We start from the raw sequence: 14668 nt of genomic DNA, 5'->3' as shown, positions 1-14668 counted from the left end.
GCGCGGGGAGGATTTCCCGTTGGGGGATCTTGCGGAGGCCGAAGGCCCGCCGTTCGAACCGGAAGCCCGCCGTTCGGGCGGAGGCCCGTCGTTCGGATGGATACCTCAGCGCGCGACGGGATCCGGGGCGCCCGATGCCGATGCGGGGTTCAGCACCGGCTCGCCCACGATCCAGCGCGGCTGCGGCGGGGTCATTGCCATGTACCCGACTCCGCGGACGGTGTCGACCACCGACTCATGCTCCGGGCCGAGCTTGGCCCGCAGGCGGCGCACGTGCACATCGACGGTGCGGACCCGCCCGTTGCTCTCATACCCCCACACTTCGTGCATCAGTCGGGTCCGGCTGAACGCCCGCCCGGCGTGCTGTACGAGGAAATACAGCAATTTGAACTCGGTCAGTGTCAGACCCAGGTCCGCGCCCCGCAACGAAACGGTGTAGCTGGACGGATGCAACACGAGGTCACCGAATTGCAGCGTGCCGCCCACGGCGTTGCGCCGACGCGTGATGGCCAATCGCAATCGCGCCTGCAGTTCGTCGGGCCCGGCCGCGGCGAGCAGCACATCGTCGAAGTTCCAGTCGACGTCCAGTGCCACGAAGTCCGCGGGCGCGACCACGGCAACCACGGCCAGCGCGGGCAGGTTGGCTGTCAGGCGGCGACAGGCGGCGCGAGCTGCCACCAAGTCGGTACGAGCATCGATGACCGCGACGTCGGCGCCGTCCAGCGCCCCATTGTCCAAGCCGGTCAAGGGCGCGCTGCGCACTGTCAAGGCGAAAGGTGCCAGCTCCAGCGCGGATTCGAAATCGCTCTCGTCGCTGAGCAGCAGAACATCCAACTCCGCATCTCCAAACCTCATGAGGGTGGTGCCTGCGTACCCCGACCCATTGCCGCGTCCTCGTGGAGACCTCCACCCCGAGCGCAGCGCTGATTACCCCATTCGGTGAGCGATTATTCCAATTTTGTTACGCCGCCGGCGGCGAACACCCGCAGATGTTCGATGGGCCCGGTCCGTTACACAGACCGGGCCCATCCTTCCAACAAGTTCTACTGTTGCGCCTTCTGACGCTGTTCGGCGACCTCGGCGGCACTGCGCGCGGCCTCGGCCTGCGCTTCTTTCTTGGCGGCGTCGCGCTGCGCTTCTGCCTTGTCCTGCTGCGCTTCACCCTCGTTGATCAGGTCGCCACGACCCGTCACGGTCCCGATCGCTTCTTTGGCCTTGCCCTTGACGTCCTCGACGACACCCTTGACCGCTTCAGCCGGTCCCGAGTTGCTGTCCGCCATGAGTTCCTCCTCGATCAGCCGCGATGGCATTGGTGAGTGCTAGGTGTGATGAACCGATCGAATTGGACCGGCCCGCCCCCGGACGATGCGGCCGTCGTGCTCAGACCGTGATGTCACCGTCGCGAAGAGCGGATTCCCAGACCGAAGGACGGCCAAACCTGGATTGGACTCGAGGACCCGACCCTCAGCGGAACGCGGCGATGAGGCAGGATAAGAGTGGTCGTCCCGAAAGGTTTGCTGGGATGGCAGTTTCAGGCGAGGAGACCGATGACAGAGCCCAGGGAGACCAACGGGATGCCGGCCGCCGCGGTCGCCGGCTCGCCGTCGAAGTTCTCCCGCGTGCTGCTGAAGCTAGGCGGGGAGATGTTCGGCGGAGGTCAGGTCGGGCTTGATCCCGACGTGGTCGCGCTGGTGGCCCGTCAGATCGCCGAAGTGGTGCGCGGCGGGGTGCAGGTCGCGGTGGTGATCGGCGGCGGCAACTTCTTCCGTGGCGCGCAGTTACAGCAGCGCGGCATGGAGCGGACCCGCTCGGACTACATGGGCATGCTCGGCACCGTGATGAACAGCCTGGCGCTGCAGGACTTCCTGGAGAAAGAGGGCATCGCCACGCGCGTGCAGACCGCGATCACGATGGGCCAGGTGGCCGAGCCCTACCTTCCGCTGCGCGCGGTACGGCACCTGGAAAAGGGGCGAGTGGTGATCTTCGGGGCCGGCATGGGCCTGCCGTACTTCTCCACCGACACCACCGCGGCGCAACGGGCGTTGGAGATCGGTGCCGACGTGGTGTTGATGGCCAAAGCGGTCGACGGCGTGTTTGCCGAGGATCCGCGGGAGAACCCGGACGCCGAGTTGCTCACCGCGATCAGTCACCGCGAAGTCATCGATCGCGGCTTGCGGGTGGCCGATGCCACCGCGTTCAGCCTGTGTATGGACAATGGCATGCCGATCCTGGTGTTCAACCTGCTGACCGACGGCAATATCGCCCGGGCGGTCGCTGGTGAGAAGATCGGGACGCTGGTAACCACCTGAGGAGCCCGAGGAGCGTGACGAATGATTGACGAGGCTCTCTTCGACGCCGAGGAGAAGATGGAGAAGGCCGTCTCGGTGGCCCGCGACGACCTGTCGACCATTCGCACCGGCCGTGCCAACCCGGGCATGTTCTCCCGGATCGTCATCGACTACTACGGCGCAACCACCCCGATCACCCAGTTGGCCAGCATCAACGTTCCCGAGGCCCGGCTCGTCGTCATCAAGCCCTACGAAGCCAGCCAGGTCAACGCGATCGTGACGGCCATCCGTAACTCCGACCTGGGCGTCAACCCCACCAACGACGGCACGCTGATCCGCGTGGCCATCCCGCAGCTCACCGAGGAACGCCGGCGCGACCTGGTCAAGCAGGCCAAGGCCAAGGGGGAGGACGCGAGGGTTTCGGTGCGCAACATCCGCCGCAAGGCGATGGAGGAGCTGCACCGCATCCGCAAGGACGGCGAGGCCGGCGAAGACGAGGTCACCCGGGCGGAGAAGGACTTGGAGAAAGCCACCCACCAGTACGTCGCCCAGATCGACGAGCTGGTCAAGCACAAAGAGGGCGAGCTGCTGGAGGTCTAGCGGCCGCAGCAGTCAAGTCCTTCCACGTCCGTGGCAACCACCGATGCCGAAGCCGGCAACCCGACCGACGAGCCGGTCGACGTCGGAGCGCGCCGACCCAAAAAGAAGAAATCCCGGGCCGGACGCAATCTGCCTGCCGCTATCGCGGTCGGCGCAAGCATCGGTGCCGCCCTCATCGCCACTTTGCTGTGCGTGCCGCACTTCTGGGTGTTGTGGTGCTCACTGGCGATCCTGGTGGCCAGTCACGAGGTGGTGCGCCGACTCCGGGAAGCGGGTTATCTGATCCCGGTCATCCCATTGCTGGTCGGGGGGCAGGCGACGATCTGGCTGACGTGGCCGTATCGCGCCACCGGTGCCCTCGCCGGCTTCGGCGGGATGGTGGTGATCTGCATGATCTGGCGGTTGTTCATGCAGGACGAGCGTGCCCACGTCGACGAAACCGACGGCCCCCCGCCGTCGAGCAATTACCTGCGTGACGTCTCCGCAACCGTGTTCCTGTGCACGTGGGTGCCGCTGTTCGGGTCCTTCGCCGCGATGCTCGTCTACGACCCGCAGTACGGTCCAGGCTGGGTGTTCTGCATGATGATCGCCGTAATCAGTTCCGACACCGGGGGATACGCGGTAGGCGCGATGTTCGGCAAGCATCCGATGGTGCCGATGATCAGCCCGAAGAAGTCCTGGGAGGGCTTCACCGGTTCGCTGGTGTGCGGGATCACGGCGACGATCCTGACCGCGACCTTCCTGGCCGGTGAACGGTGGTGGGTCGGGGCACTCCTGGGGGTGCTCTTCGTCTTGACGACCACGCTGGGCGACCTGATCGAGTCGCAGGTCAAGCGCGATCTGGGCATCAAGGACATGGGTCGACTGCTGCCCGGCCACGGCGGCATCATGGACAGGCTGGACGGCATCCTGCCGTCGGCGGTGGCCGCGTGGACCGTTCTGGCGCTGCTGCCCTGATACTGGACTGGTAATGGTCCAGGAATTGGTTTTTGATGCGCCCCGCCGCGGTAAGCCGCCGCGGCACTTGGCCGACCTCGACGCGGCCGGGCGCGCGGACGCCGTAGCCGAGCTGGGATTGCCGCCCTTCCGGGCCAAGCAGCTCGCCAACCAGTACTACGGGCGGCTGATCGCCGATCCCCACCAGATGACGGATCTGCCGGCCGCGGTACGCGAGCGGGTCGCCTCGAGTATTTTCCCGACCCTGCTCACCGCAGCCCGCGAGGTCACCTGCGACTCCGGCCAGACACGAAAAACGTTGTGGCGCTGCGTCGATGGCGCCACCGTCGAGTCAGTCCTGATGCGCTACCCACAGCGCAACACCGTATGCATCTCCTCGCAAGCCGGCTGCGGCATGGCCTGCCCGTTCTGCGCCACGGGCCAGGGCGGACTGACCCGCAATCTGTCCACCGCCGAGATCCTCGAGCAGGTACGCGCCGCCGCGGTCGCCTCGCGCGACGAATTCGGTGAGCGCCTGTCCAACGTGGTCTTCATGGGCATGGGGGAACCGCTGGCCAACTACGCCCGGGTGGTTGCCGCGGTCCGCCGGATTGTCGAGGCGCCGCCGTCGGGATTCGGTATCTCGGCCCGCGCGGTGACGGTGTCGACGGTGGGTCTGGCTCCGGCTATCCGCAAACTGGCCGACGAGCGGCTCGGTGTGACGCTGGCGCTGTCCCTGCACACCCCCGACGACGAGTTGCGCGACACCCTGGTGCCCGTCAACAACAGGTGGAAGGTCAGCGAGGTGCTGGACGCCGCCCGCTATTACGCGGACGTGACCGGTCGGCGGGTGTCGGTCGAGTACGCCCTGATCCGCGACGTCAACGACCAGCCGTGGCGAGCCGACCTGCTGGGCAAACTGCTGCACCGGAAGCTGGGCCCGCTGGCGCACGTCAACCTGATCCCGCTGAACCCCACGCCGGGTAGTGACTGGGATGCCAGCCCCAAGCCGGCCGAACGTGAGTTCGTCAGACGCGTTCGCGCGCAGGGTGTTTCGTGCACAGTGCGCGATACCCGCGGCCGCGAGATCAGTGCGGCGTGTGGACAGCTGGCCAGTGAAGGCTTGGCAGGCGGGCGGCCTGCGCATCCTCGGTGACGGCGGGGTGTTGAACCCGCGCAGACACGGGTACGTGATCAAGGCACACCCCCGGAAATGAGGTCTGCCATGAAAGTTCTGTCGCCATTGAGGATCCTTGTCGCCGGGGCGATCGCCGTCCTGCTGCTGCTCGGCCTGAGCGCCACCCCGAACGCGTCCGCCGCCGATGACCGCCTGAACTTCACCGGCACCACTCTCAGCGGCGCCCCGTTCGACGGCGCCACATTGCAGGGCAAACCGGCGGTTCTGTGGTTCTGGACGCCGTTCTGCCCGTACTGCAACGCCGAAGCGCCCGCCCTGAGCCAGGTGGCGGCCGCCAACCCCAACGTCACCTTCGTCGGCGTCGCCGCACACTCCGACGACGGGCAGATGCAGGGCTTCGTCGCCAAATACGGACTGAACTTCACCAACCTCAACGACGCCGACGGCGCGATCTGGGCCCGCTACAACGTGCCCTGGCAGCCGGCCTGGGTGTTCTATCGCCCGGACGGCTCGTCCACGTTCGTCAACAACACCACTTCGGCCATGTCACAGCAGGAACTGTCCGGTCGGGTTACGGCGCTGACGTCCTGACCGGGGTGAACCAGCCCCTCGTCGGGCTCGCGTTCGCCGCCGGCCTGGTGGCCGCGTTGAACCCGTGCGGGTTCGCGCTGCTGCCCGCCTATCTGCTGCTGGTGGTACGCGGGACGCAAACCCGGAGCCCGATCGCCGCGGTCGCCCGGGCGGCCGTCGCCACCGGGTGTATGGCGGTCGGCTTCGTAGCGGTATTCGGCGCGTTCGGCCTGCTGACCATCTCGGCGGCCTCGACGGTGCAGCGCTACCTGCCCTACGTCACGGTGCTGATCGGAGTACTGCTGATCGGCAGCGGCGGTTGGCTGCTGTCCGGCCGGGAACTGCCCGCGCTGAGGCCCGTCGGCCCGCGCCGGGCTCCGACCGCGCGACTGAGTTCGATGATCGGCTACGGCGCGAGTTATGCGATGGCCTCACTGTCCTGCACCGTCGGCCCGTTCCTGGCCGTCACCGGCGCCGGACTGCGGGGCGGATCGGTACTCGACGGCGTCGCCATCTACGCCGCGTACATCGCGGGGCTGACGCTGGTCGTCGGTGTCCTCGCGATGGCGGTGGCAACCGCGAGCGCAGCGCTGATCGACCGGATGCGGGGGATGCTGCCGATCGTCAACCGGTTCGGGGGTGCGCTGCTGATCCTGGTCGGCTTGTATGTCGGCTACTACGGCCTCTATGAGGTGCGACTGTTCAGTCTGGACGCCAGCCCGGAGGATGCGGTGATCGCTGCGGCAAGCCGGTTACAGAGCTCGTTGGCGGGTTGGGTGCATCAGCATGGCGGATGGCCATGGCTGGTGGCGTTGGCGGTCCTGCTGGTCGCAGCATCGGCGGGCAACGGCTATCGCCGGAGGCGCCGCGACAAGCGTTCCGCGGTCGCCGATCGCTAGCGCAGCCAGCCGCGGCGACGACCCCAGATGTCGCGCACCAGGATGAAGAGCACCAGCGCGGCGAACCCGATGCAGAAGATGTCTTCGACGTGGCCGACGTGGTTGCCGCGCAGGAACGCCAACAACATCACCAGGATGAACCCGCCCACGACATACCAGGTGCGGTAGTTGATCTTGCTCCAGCCCCACTGCGCGGACGGCACCTCAGCTTCATCGACGCCGCTGTACGGCTCCACCTCAGTACTGGCCACGGTGATCCCTCCGGTTGGACTGGACTGTCGACCCACATTCTGGCACAGGCCGGTTGGCCGTGGGCAGGTCCGCTCCTGCTATGCCGGCGGCATCAACACCGTGTCGATCATGTACACCTGCGCATTCGCCGTCGACACCCCGCCGCAGATCAGACCGGCGTTGTTGACCCGGATGTTGTTGCCCTGGCCGGTCACCGTCACGCTCGCACCCTGCAGTGTGGTGTGCGTGCCCACGACCCTGGCCGGAGTCGCCTGGCCGTTGACGACGTGGTAGGTCAGGATGCTGGTCAGCATCGCCGAGTCCGTCTTGAGTTGGTCGATGGTGGCCGGCGGCAGTTTCCCGAAGGCGGCATCCGTGGGAGCGAACACCGTGTACTGGCCGCTGTTGAGGGTGTCCACGAGGTTCACCTGGGGATTGAGCCCACCCGACAACGCCGACGTCAACGTCGTGAGCATGGGGTTGTTCGCTGCGGCCTGCGTCACCGGCACCTGCGACATGCCCTGCACCGACGCCGGTCCGGAGGGATTGGCCGCCGCGTAGTCCGCACATCCCGGACCCACCAGGTCGGCCGCTGCCGCGTATGGCGCCATCGCCAGTCCGCATGCCACCAGAGCTACCGCGAGACCGGTTGCGGCCACCGTGTTTTCCGTCTTCATTTCGTTCGCTCCTATTGAGTACCGAGGCGGTGTGCCGCCTCGTTGGGTCCCCGACGTAGATGATTCGGAGTCGATTGGGTCCCGGACGGGTTCAGCCGTAAGTGAACGAGAAAATCTGCACACCCTTGCTGGGCCGCACCTCGACCGTTCCGGCTGCCTGCGCCTCACCGGCGAGGATCTTGCGGTTGGTCGGCGGTCCGCCGATCGGCACCGTGGTGGTCTTGCCGTCGCGGATCACCTGCAGGGTGCCGGTGCCGCCGACGACGGCGTAGACGTCCTTGGCGTGGTAGTTGAGCTTGATCGACGAGTCGTCGCCGTCGGCCGTCGCCCCCTGGTAGTCCAGTGACCAGCGGCCCTTCAGCGCAAAGCTGTCCGCGGCCAGGGCGGGCGGGTAGTCGAAAATCGCCGATCCTTCGTCGTAGACCCCGCCGCCGCCGAAGTTGACGACCTTGCCGACGCCGAAGTAGGTCTCGGCGGTCAGGATCGTTTTCGGCGTGAGGTCGGGTGCGTCGACGGGCCGGGGAAGTGGCCGGCCGGGTGTGGCGTCGGTGAGCAACTGCCTGATCAACGATTCGGTCTCCCTGTAACCGCCTTCGCCGAACTTCATGTGCCGCACCGTGCCCCGGGCATCGATCAGATACTCGGCCGGCCAATACCGATTGCGGTAGTTCGTCCACGTAGAGAAGTTGTCGTCCAACGCAATCGGATACGTGATGCCCAGGTCGGCTGCTCCCTTGGCGACGTTCTCGGGGACCTTCTCGAAGGCGTACTCGGGTGTGTGTACGCCGACGACCACCAGACCGCTGTCCCGGTAGGCCTGATACCAGCCGACGACGTGTGGGATAGCGCGTTGACAGTTGATGCACGAGTACGCCCAGAAGTCGACCAGTACCACCTTGCCGCGCAACGAAGCCAGCGTGACCGGCTCGCCCCCGGGGGTGTTGAGCCATCGGATGATGCCTCGCAGATCGGGTGCGGTTCCGCAGTTCAGAAGTTCGGCGGCACCGTTGCTGCAGTTGGACAGCTGCGCGTTCTGGTCGGTGACGATGCCGCCGAGCTCGAGTTGGCGGCGGATTTGTTCTGTGTCACCGACTTTGTCCTGCAGCGAGGAGGTGTAGTCGGGAATCGCGCGTTGCAGTACGGCGGGCAGATCGAACACCAGCGCGACCGCGAGCAGAATGGTCATGATTCCTGCGCCGATCCGGATTTCGCGTTGCCTGCGTCGAAACGCGCTCACCCGCACGGCAATTCGTCGACCGGCGAGGGCGAAGAACAGCAACGGCAATGCGGCACCGCCGGCGAAGGCGGCGGTGAGCACGACGGTTCCCACACCGATCTGGGCGGTCGCACCGGCTACCACGATGGCCGCCAGCACCGGTCCCGCACACGGTACGTAGAGCACACCCAACGCCAGGCCGAGTCCGAAACCCTTTCCGCGCGTGCTGATCTGCTTCTGCGGAATGCGTGAGAACGGCTTCTCCAGCAATTGCTCGAAGCGCGGGAAGATCAACCCGGCTCCGATCGCCAGCAGGGCCACCAACGCAACCCAGCGGATGGCGTCCTGCGGCAGTCGCAGCGCGGAGAGCAGCGCCGAGCCGAGCAGGGTGACCACACTGAAGCTGAGCACCAAACCGGCGATCACGCGGTAGGGCCGGGACCTGTCGGAGTGGGTTTGCTGCGGTAGAACTGCCACGGAGCCTTCGGTTTTCGTCGTCGCATCGGCTGAGTTTGTTTGCACCCCGGAGAAGAAGATCACCGGCAGGACCGGCAGGATGCACGGCGAGATTCCGGTGATGAGGCCACCGAGAAAGCCGACCAACGCGAGAGTCAACATGTCAGCTATTCGTCGCGGATCGCGCCGCGGATTGGTTCGAACGGCAACGGGATTGGCGCCACGACAAAGGCAGCCCACCGAAGTGGACTGCCTTTGTCTCGGTCAACCGGATCACTGAGGGGGCATCAGGACGGTGTCGATCATGTAGACCGTCGCGTTCGCGGTGTGCACCCCTCCGCACACCAGTCCCGCCGCGTTGACCTTCAACTCGTTGCCTGCGCCGGTGACGGTGACGTCGGCACCCTGCAGCGTCTTGTGTGTGCCGGCGACCTTGGCCGGGCTCGCCTGACCGTTGACCACGTGATAGGTCAGGATGCTGTTGAGCAACTTGGCATCGGTCTTGAGTTGATCGATGGTGGCCGCCGGGAGCTTGTCGAAGGCCGCGTTGGTGGGCGCGAACACGGTGTATTGCCCGCTGTTGAGCGTGTCGACCAGGTTGACCTGCGGATTCAGCTTGCCCGACAGGGCGGATGTCAGCGTGCTCAGCATCGGATTGTTCGACGCCGCGGTCGCCACCGGATCCTGTGCCATGCCCGCTACCGATCCGGGTCCGGTCGGGTTCTGCGCGGCGTATTGCGCACAGCCCGGGCCGATCAGGTCCGCGGCCGGGTCCGCCGCTGCCGACGACGGCGCGCTGCTGGGGGCGGCGGCCATGCTCGAAGTGCTCGAAGCGCCGGAGCCGGCGCCGCCCTGCGCCGCGGGCTTGTCACTTGCACATCCCGAGAAGCCCGCAATCGCGATCGCCGCAAGGGCCGCTGCCGCCGTCGTCTTGGCCTGTGTGTTCATTGAATTCCAATTCCTTTGCTGCAGAACAGTTTCGAGGCGACATAGGCCGCCCCCGGATGGGTCGTACACACAGTCATTCGGAGTCAGCATCGGCACGGACGGGTCGAACACGCGCGAGTTGACCGCGTACCGCCCGACATGACGCACCCACGCGGCACAATGGTCGGGTGACAATCTCCGATCGCCGCCTGCGAGTGCTGGTGCTGGGCAGCACCGGCTCGATCGGTACCCAGGCATTGGAGGTCATCGCCGCCAACCCGGACCGCTTCGAGGTCGTCGGGTTGGCCGCCGGAGGTCACAACCTGGACACCTTGCTGCGTCAGCGCGCCGAGACCGGCGTGACCAACATCGCGGTCGCCGACGCGGCCGCCGCCGAACGGGCCGGCGATATTCCCTACCGGGGACCCGAGGCGGCCACTCGTCTGGTGCAGGAGACCGAGGCCGACGTCGTGCTGAATGCGCTGGTCGGTGCGCTGGGACTGCGGCCGACGCTGGCCGCGCTGGAGTCCGGGGTCCGGCTGGCCCTGGCCAACAAGGAATCGCTGATCGCCGGGGGGCCTCTGGTGTTGGCGGCGGCGGGTCCGGGGCAGATCGTTCCGGTGGATTCCGAGCACTCGGCGCTGGCGCAATGCCTGCGCGGCGGCACCCCCGACGAGGTCGCCGAACTGGTGCTGACGGCCTCCGGCGGGCCGTTCCGCGGCTGGTCGGCGGATGACCTGCACGGGGTGACCCCAGAGCAGGCGGGCGCGCATCCGACCTGGTCGATGGGGCCGATGAACACCCTGAACTCGGCCTCACTGGTCAACAAGGGCCTCGAACTCATCGAAACGCACCTGCTGTTCGGCATCCCCTATGACCGCATCGAGGTCGTCGTACACCCACAGTCGATCGTGCACTCGATGGTCACGTTCGTCGACGGTTCGACGATCGCCCAGGCCAGTCCGCCGGACATGAAGCTGCCGATCGCGCTGGCGCTGGGCTGGCCGCACCGAGTCCCCGGGGCCGCCGCCCGCTGTGACTTCACCAAGGCTTCTACCTGGGAATTCGAGCCGCTGGACAGCGAGGTGTTCCCGGCGGTGGAGTTGGCCCGGCAGGCCGGGGAAACCGGCGGCTGCATGACCGCGGTCTACAACGCCGCCAACGAGGAATCCGCAGAGGCGTTCCTGCAACGGCGCATCCCGTTCCCCGCGATCGTCGCCACCATCGCCGACGTGCTGCACGCTGCTGACCAGTGGGCCGTTTCACCCGCTACCGTGGATGAAGTACTCGAGGCGCAGCGTTGGGCTCGTGAGCGGGCGCAACATGCGATCGCGACAGCTAACCCCGTGTCGGTCCGAGTTTCCGGCTTGGCATGAGAAAGGTCGTAACAGGCTGATGATGTTCGTTATCGGCATTGTGCTGTTTGCGCTGTGCCTCCTCATCTCGGTCGCCCTGCACGAATGCGGCCACATGTGGGCAGCGCGCGGCACCGGCATGAAGGTGCGCCGCTACTTCGTCGGCTTCGGGCCGACGCTGTGGTCGACCCGACGTGGTGAGACCCAGTACGGGATCAAGGCCCTGCCGCTGGGCGGTTTCTGCGACATCGCCGGGATGACTCCCGCCGAGGAACTCGCGCCCGACGAAGAAGACCGGGCGATGTACAAGCAGGCGACCTGGAAACGCGTGACAGTGTTGTTCGCCGGACCGGGAATGAACTTCGTGCTGTTCCTGGTGCTGATGTACGCCATCGCGGTGATCTGGGGGCTGCCCAACCTGCATCAGTCGACGAAGGCAGTCGTCGGCGAAACCAGCTGCGTCGCACAGGAAACCGTCAAGGGCAAGCTCGACAAATGCGACGGACCGGGCCCCGCGGCGCTGGCCGGGATCCGCGCCGGCGATGTCGTGGTCAAGGTGGGCGACACCCCGGTGTCGACCTTCGAGGAAATGGCGACGGCGGTGCGCAAACTGCACGGCACCGTGCCCGTCGTGGTCGAACGTGACGGGAAGACCATCGTCACCAACGTCAACGTCGAAAGCACCCAGCGTTTCGTCTCCGCCGGACGCGACGCTGACGCCAAAGCCGCGACGGTCGGTGCCATCGGCGTGGCGGCGCCGTCGCCCGAACCGCCGACCCGGTACAACGTGCTGTCGGCGGTGCCGGCCACGGTAGCTTTCTCCGGCCAACTCACCGTCGAGGTCGGCAAATCCCTGGCCGCCATTCCCTCCAAGATCGGCGCCCTGGTCCAAGCCATCGGCGGCGGTGAGCGCGACCCGCAGACCCCGATGAGCGTCGTGGGCGCCAGCATCATCGGCGGCGACACCGTCGACCACGGGCTGTGGGTGGCCTTCTGGTTCTTCCTGGCCCAGCTGAACCTCATCCTGGGCGCCATCAACCTGCTGCCGTTACTGCCGTTCGACGGAGGCCATATCGCCGTCGCGTGCTACGAAAAGATCCGCAACATGATCCGGTCGGCGCGCGGCAAGGTGGCCGGCGCCCCGGTGAATTACCTCAAGCTCATGCCGGCGACCTACGTGGTGCTGGCTCTCGTAGCCGGATTCTTCCTGTTGACCGTCACCGCCGACCTGGTCAATCCCATCCGGCTCTTCTAGAAACAGAGAGAAGGCGAAGCCAAGTGACCATAGGCCTGGGCATGCCGCAGCCCCCGGCCCCCACGCTGGCGCCGCGGCGCAAGACGCGACAGCTGATGGTCCGCGACGTCGGGGTCGGCAGCGATCACCCGATCGCGGTGCAGTCCATGTGCACCACCAAGACCCACGACGTCAACACCACCCTGCAGCAGATCGCCGAGCTGACCGCCGCCGGGTGCGACATCGTGCGGGTGGCCTGTCCACGTCAGGAGGACGCCGACGCGCTGGCCGAGATCGCCAAGCACAGCCAGATCCCGGTGATCGCCGACATCCACTTCCAGCCGAAATACATCTTCGCCGCGATCGACGCCGGCTGCGCGGCGGTTCGGGTCAACCCGGGCAACATCAAGGAATTCGACGGCCGGGTCGGTGAGGTGGCCAAAGCCGCGGCGGCCGCGGGCATCCCGATCCGCATCGGCGTCAACGCCGGCTCGCTGGACAAGCGGTTCATGCAGAAGTACGGCAAAGCCACCCCCGAGGCGCTGGTCGAGTCGGCGCTGTGGGAGGCCTCGCTGTTCGAGGAGCACGGCTTCGGCAACATCAAGATCAGCGTCAAGCACAACGACCCGGTGATCATGGTCGCGGCCTACGAGCAGTTGGCCGCGCAGTGCGACTACCCGCTGCATCTCGGGGTCACCGAGGCCGGTCCGGCGTTCCAGGGCACCATCAAGTCCGCCGTCGCCTTCGGCGCGCTGCTGTCCCGGGGGATCGGCGACACCATCCGGGTGTCGTTGTCGGCGCCGCCGGTCGAGGAGGTCAAGGTCGGCACGCAGATCCTGGAGTCGCTGAACCTGCGCCCACGCGGGCTGGAGATCGTGTCCTGCCCGTCGTGCGGCCGCGCCCAGGTGGACGTCTACACCCTGGCCAACGAGGTGACCGCCGGGCTGGATGGGCTCGACGTGCCGCTCCGGGTGGCTGTGATGGGCTGTGTGGTCAATGGGCCGGGGGAGGCCCGTGAGGCAGATCTGGGCGTGGCGTCCGGCAACGGCAAAGGTCAGATCTTCGTCAAGGGCGAAGTGATCAAGACGGTGCCCGAGGCGCAGATCGTCGAGACGCTGATCGAAGAGGCCATGCGGCTCGCCTCGGAAATGGGTGAACTGACCGAGACGGATCCCGGGACGGCAGCAAGCGGTTCGCCTATTGTCACCGTAAGCTGATAGGGGCCAAACTCACCGGCCCTCGATTCGCACCACAGAGAGTTATGAGATGTCGGCTCCGCCCATCTTGCGCCTGGTTGGCGAGAGACGGGTGTCAGTGGTGCGTGACGCCGACGCCGTCTGGCGTGTCCTGGGGGAGAACCCGGTCGAATCGTGCATGGTGGCCGCCCGCGTCGCCGACTACGGTGTCGAGCCCAATTCCATCGGCGGCGAACTGTGGACCCGCGGCGGTGTGGACGAGTCGCTGTGTTTCGCCGGCGCCAACCTGATTCCACTGCGCGGCAACCTGATTGACCTCAACGCGTTCGCCGACGAGGCCAAGAGCACGGCACGGCGGTGTTCGTCGCTGGTCGGTCGGGCCGATCTGGTGCTGCCGATGTGGCAGCGCCTCGAACCCGCCTGGGGGCCCGCGCGTGACGTGCGCGCCGACCAACCGCTGATGGCGCTCAACGCCCATCCCAACTGCACGCTGGACACCGAAGTGCGCCAGGTGCGTCCGGAGGAACTGGACGCCTATCTGGTGGCAGCGGTGGACATGTTCATAGGCGAGGTCGGCGTCGATCCGCGACTCGGCGACGGCGGCCGCGGATATCGTCGTCGCGTCGCCAGCCTGATCGCGGCCGGACGGGCGTGGGCCCGCTTCGAGCACGGCCAGGTCGTGTTCAAGGCCGAGGTGGGTTCGCAGTCACCCTCGGTAGGCCAGATCCAGGGCGTCTGGGTCCATCCCGAGCGGCGGGGCCTGGGCATGGGTACCGCGGGCACCGCGACGCTGGCCGCGGTGATCGTCGGCAGTGGCCGGATCGCCAGCCTGTACGTGAACGATTTCAACACCGTGGCGCGGGCTGCCTACGCCCGCATCGGGTTCAAGGAAGTCGGCACCTTCGCAACGGTGTTGCTGGATTAGTGCTCGCCTCGGGTGTGCGG

General features: G+C 66.7%; 16 protein-coding genes. 10 read left to right on the top strand and 6 right to left on the bottom strand.

Features of this window, described 5'->3' with window-relative positions:
* Positions 1–105 precede the first annotated feature (105 nt).
* Positions 106–855 (bottom strand): winged helix-turn-helix domain-containing protein, encoded by a 750-nt coding sequence (locus tag AC5Y4D_RS12775; protein ID WP_500037322.1) that lies wholly within the window; start codon positions 853–855, stop codon positions 106–108.
* 188 nt (positions 856–1043) lie between these two features.
* The gene (gene mbp1 / locus AC5Y4D_RS12770) at positions 1044–1280 is read right to left on the bottom strand and encodes a microaggregate-binding protein 1 (protein WP_499942148.1); all 237 of its coding nucleotides are present in this window, start codon (positions 1278–1280) and stop codon (positions 1044–1046) included.
* A 267-nt stretch (positions 1281–1547) separates the two neighbouring features.
* Here mbp1 and pyrH point away from each other — a divergent pair, with 267 nt between their 5' ends.
* The 6 genes from pyrH (at position 1548) to AC5Y4D_RS12740 (ending at position 6431) form a co-directional block, all read left to right on the top strand.
* Positions 1548–2309 carry a UMP kinase gene (pyrH, locus tag AC5Y4D_RS12765; RefSeq protein ID WP_499942150.1) on the top strand — a complete coding sequence of 254 codons (762 nt, stop codon included), beginning with the start codon at positions 1548–1550 and terminating at the stop codon, positions 2307–2309.
* Between the two features lie 21 nt (positions 2310–2330).
* Positions 2331–2888: a ribosome recycling factor gene (frr, locus tag AC5Y4D_RS12760; protein WP_499942153.1), complete on the top strand. Its 558-nt coding sequence runs from the start codon at positions 2331–2333 to the stop codon at positions 2886–2888.
* Positions 2889–2918: 30 nt separating this feature from the next.
* On the top strand, positions 2919–3845 hold the full coding sequence (locus AC5Y4D_RS12755) for a phosphatidate cytidylyltransferase (protein WP_499942155.1): 927 nt from the start codon (positions 2919–2921) through the stop codon (positions 3843–3845).
* 13 nt (positions 3846–3858) lie between these two features.
* Positions 3859–4980, top strand: coding sequence for a dual-specificity RNA methyltransferase RlmN (gene rlmN / locus AC5Y4D_RS12750; protein ID WP_500037321.1), 1122 nt, complete (start codon positions 3859–3861; stop codon positions 4978–4980).
* A 69-nt stretch (positions 4981–5049) separates the two neighbouring features.
* Positions 5050–5553, top strand: coding sequence for a disulfide bond-forming protein DsbE (dsbE, locus tag AC5Y4D_RS12745; protein ID WP_500037320.1), 504 nt, complete (start codon positions 5050–5052; stop codon positions 5551–5553).
* Positions 5554–5558: 5 nt separating this feature from the next.
* Positions 5559–6431, top strand: a complete 873-nt coding sequence (locus AC5Y4D_RS12740; protein WP_500037319.1) for a cytochrome c biogenesis CcdA family protein — start codon at positions 5559–5561, stop codon at positions 6429–6431.
* Here the strand turns inward: AC5Y4D_RS12740 and AC5Y4D_RS12735 are convergent.
* From AC5Y4D_RS12735 to AC5Y4D_RS12720, 4 genes are all read right to left on the bottom strand, one after another.
* A complete protein-coding gene (locus AC5Y4D_RS12735; RefSeq protein ID WP_499942161.1) occupies positions 6428–6682 on the bottom strand; it encodes a DUF2631 domain-containing protein in 255 nt (84 codons plus the stop codon). The two genes, AC5Y4D_RS12740 and AC5Y4D_RS12735, sit on opposite strands and share 4 nt — an antisense overlap.
* A 78-nt stretch (positions 6683–6760) precedes the next feature.
* Positions 6761–7339, bottom strand: coding sequence for a fasciclin domain-containing protein (locus AC5Y4D_RS12730; protein WP_500037318.1), 579 nt, complete (start codon positions 7337–7339; stop codon positions 6761–6763).
* A gap of 91 nt (positions 7340–7430) precedes the next feature.
* A complete protein-coding gene (locus AC5Y4D_RS12725) occupies positions 7431–9173 on the bottom strand; it encodes a cytochrome c biogenesis protein DipZ (protein ID WP_500037317.1) in 1743 nt (580 codons plus the stop codon).
* 111 nt (positions 9174–9284) lie between these two features.
* Positions 9285–9959, bottom strand: coding sequence for a fasciclin domain-containing protein (locus AC5Y4D_RS12720; protein WP_500037316.1), 675 nt, complete (start codon positions 9957–9959; stop codon positions 9285–9287).
* Between the two features lie 167 nt (positions 9960–10126).
* Between AC5Y4D_RS12720 and dxr the strand changes: the two genes are divergently transcribed.
* From dxr to AC5Y4D_RS12700, 4 genes are read left to right on the top strand one after another with little or no spacing between them, the layout of a single operon-like run.
* On the top strand, positions 10127–11314 hold the full coding sequence (gene dxr, locus AC5Y4D_RS12715) for a 1-deoxy-D-xylulose-5-phosphate reductoisomerase (protein WP_500037315.1): 1188 nt from the start codon (positions 10127–10129) through the stop codon (positions 11312–11314).
* 19 nt (positions 11315–11333) lie between these two features.
* Positions 11334–12548 carry a M50 family metallopeptidase gene (locus tag AC5Y4D_RS12710; protein ID WP_499990552.1) on the top strand — a complete coding sequence of 405 codons (1215 nt, stop codon included), beginning with the start codon at positions 11334–11336 and terminating at the stop codon, positions 12546–12548.
* A 23-nt stretch (positions 12549–12571) separates the two neighbouring features.
* Complete coding sequence (gene ispG, locus AC5Y4D_RS12705) at positions 12572–13744, top strand: flavodoxin-dependent (E)-4-hydroxy-3-methylbut-2-enyl-diphosphate synthase (protein WP_500037314.1); 1173 nt, start codon at positions 12572–12574, stop codon at positions 13742–13744.
* 49 nt (positions 13745–13793) lie between these two features.
* Positions 13794–14648: a GNAT family N-acetyltransferase gene (locus AC5Y4D_RS12700; RefSeq protein WP_500037313.1), complete on the top strand. Its 855-nt coding sequence runs from the start codon at positions 13794–13796 to the stop codon at positions 14646–14648.
* Positions 14649–14668: the final 20 nt, after the last annotated feature.

The sequence above is a fragment of the Mycobacterium sp. NGS67 genome (assembly GCF_059812185.1).
This window is presented reverse-complemented; position numbering and strand designations above follow the sequence as displayed.

What these genes read in the sequence shown, in the direction of transcription:
- AC5Y4D_RS12775 (WP_500037322.1), bottom strand. Translation starts at nt 855, where the DNA reads ATGAGGTTTGGAGATGCGGAGTTGGATGTTCTGCTGCTCAGCGACGAG.
- mbp1 (WP_499942148.1), bottom strand. Translation starts at nt 1,280, where the DNA reads ATGGCGGACAGCAACTCGGGACCGGCTGAAGCGGTCAAGGGTGTCGTC.
- pyrH (WP_499942150.1), top strand. Translation starts at nt 1,548, where the DNA reads ATGACAGAGCCCAGGGAGACCAACGGGATGCCGGCCGCCGCGGTCGCC.
- frr (WP_499942153.1), top strand. Translation starts at nt 2,331, where the DNA reads ATGATTGACGAGGCTCTCTTCGACGCCGAGGAGAAGATGGAGAAGGCC.
- rlmN (WP_500037321.1), top strand. Translation starts at nt 3,859, where the DNA reads ATGGTCCAGGAATTGGTTTTTGATGCGCCCCGCCGCGGTAAGCCGCCG.
- dsbE (WP_500037320.1), top strand. Translation starts at nt 5,050, where the DNA reads ATGAAAGTTCTGTCGCCATTGAGGATCCTTGTCGCCGGGGCGATCGCC.
- AC5Y4D_RS12730 (WP_500037318.1), bottom strand. Translation starts at nt 7,339, where the DNA reads ATGAAGACGGAAAACACGGTGGCCGCAACCGGTCTCGCGGTAGCTCTG.
- AC5Y4D_RS12725 (WP_500037317.1), bottom strand. Translation starts at nt 9,173, where the DNA reads ATGTTGACTCTCGCGTTGGTCGGCTTTCTCGGTGGCCTCATCACCGGA.
- AC5Y4D_RS12720 (WP_500037316.1), bottom strand. Translation starts at nt 9,959, where the DNA reads ATGAACACACAGGCCAAGACGACGGCGGCAGCGGCCCTTGCGGCGATC.
- AC5Y4D_RS12710 (WP_499990552.1), top strand. Translation starts at nt 11,334, where the DNA reads ATGATGTTCGTTATCGGCATTGTGCTGTTTGCGCTGTGCCTCCTCATC.
- AC5Y4D_RS12700 (WP_500037313.1), top strand. Translation starts at nt 13,794, where the DNA reads ATGTCGGCTCCGCCCATCTTGCGCCTGGTTGGCGAGAGACGGGTGTCA.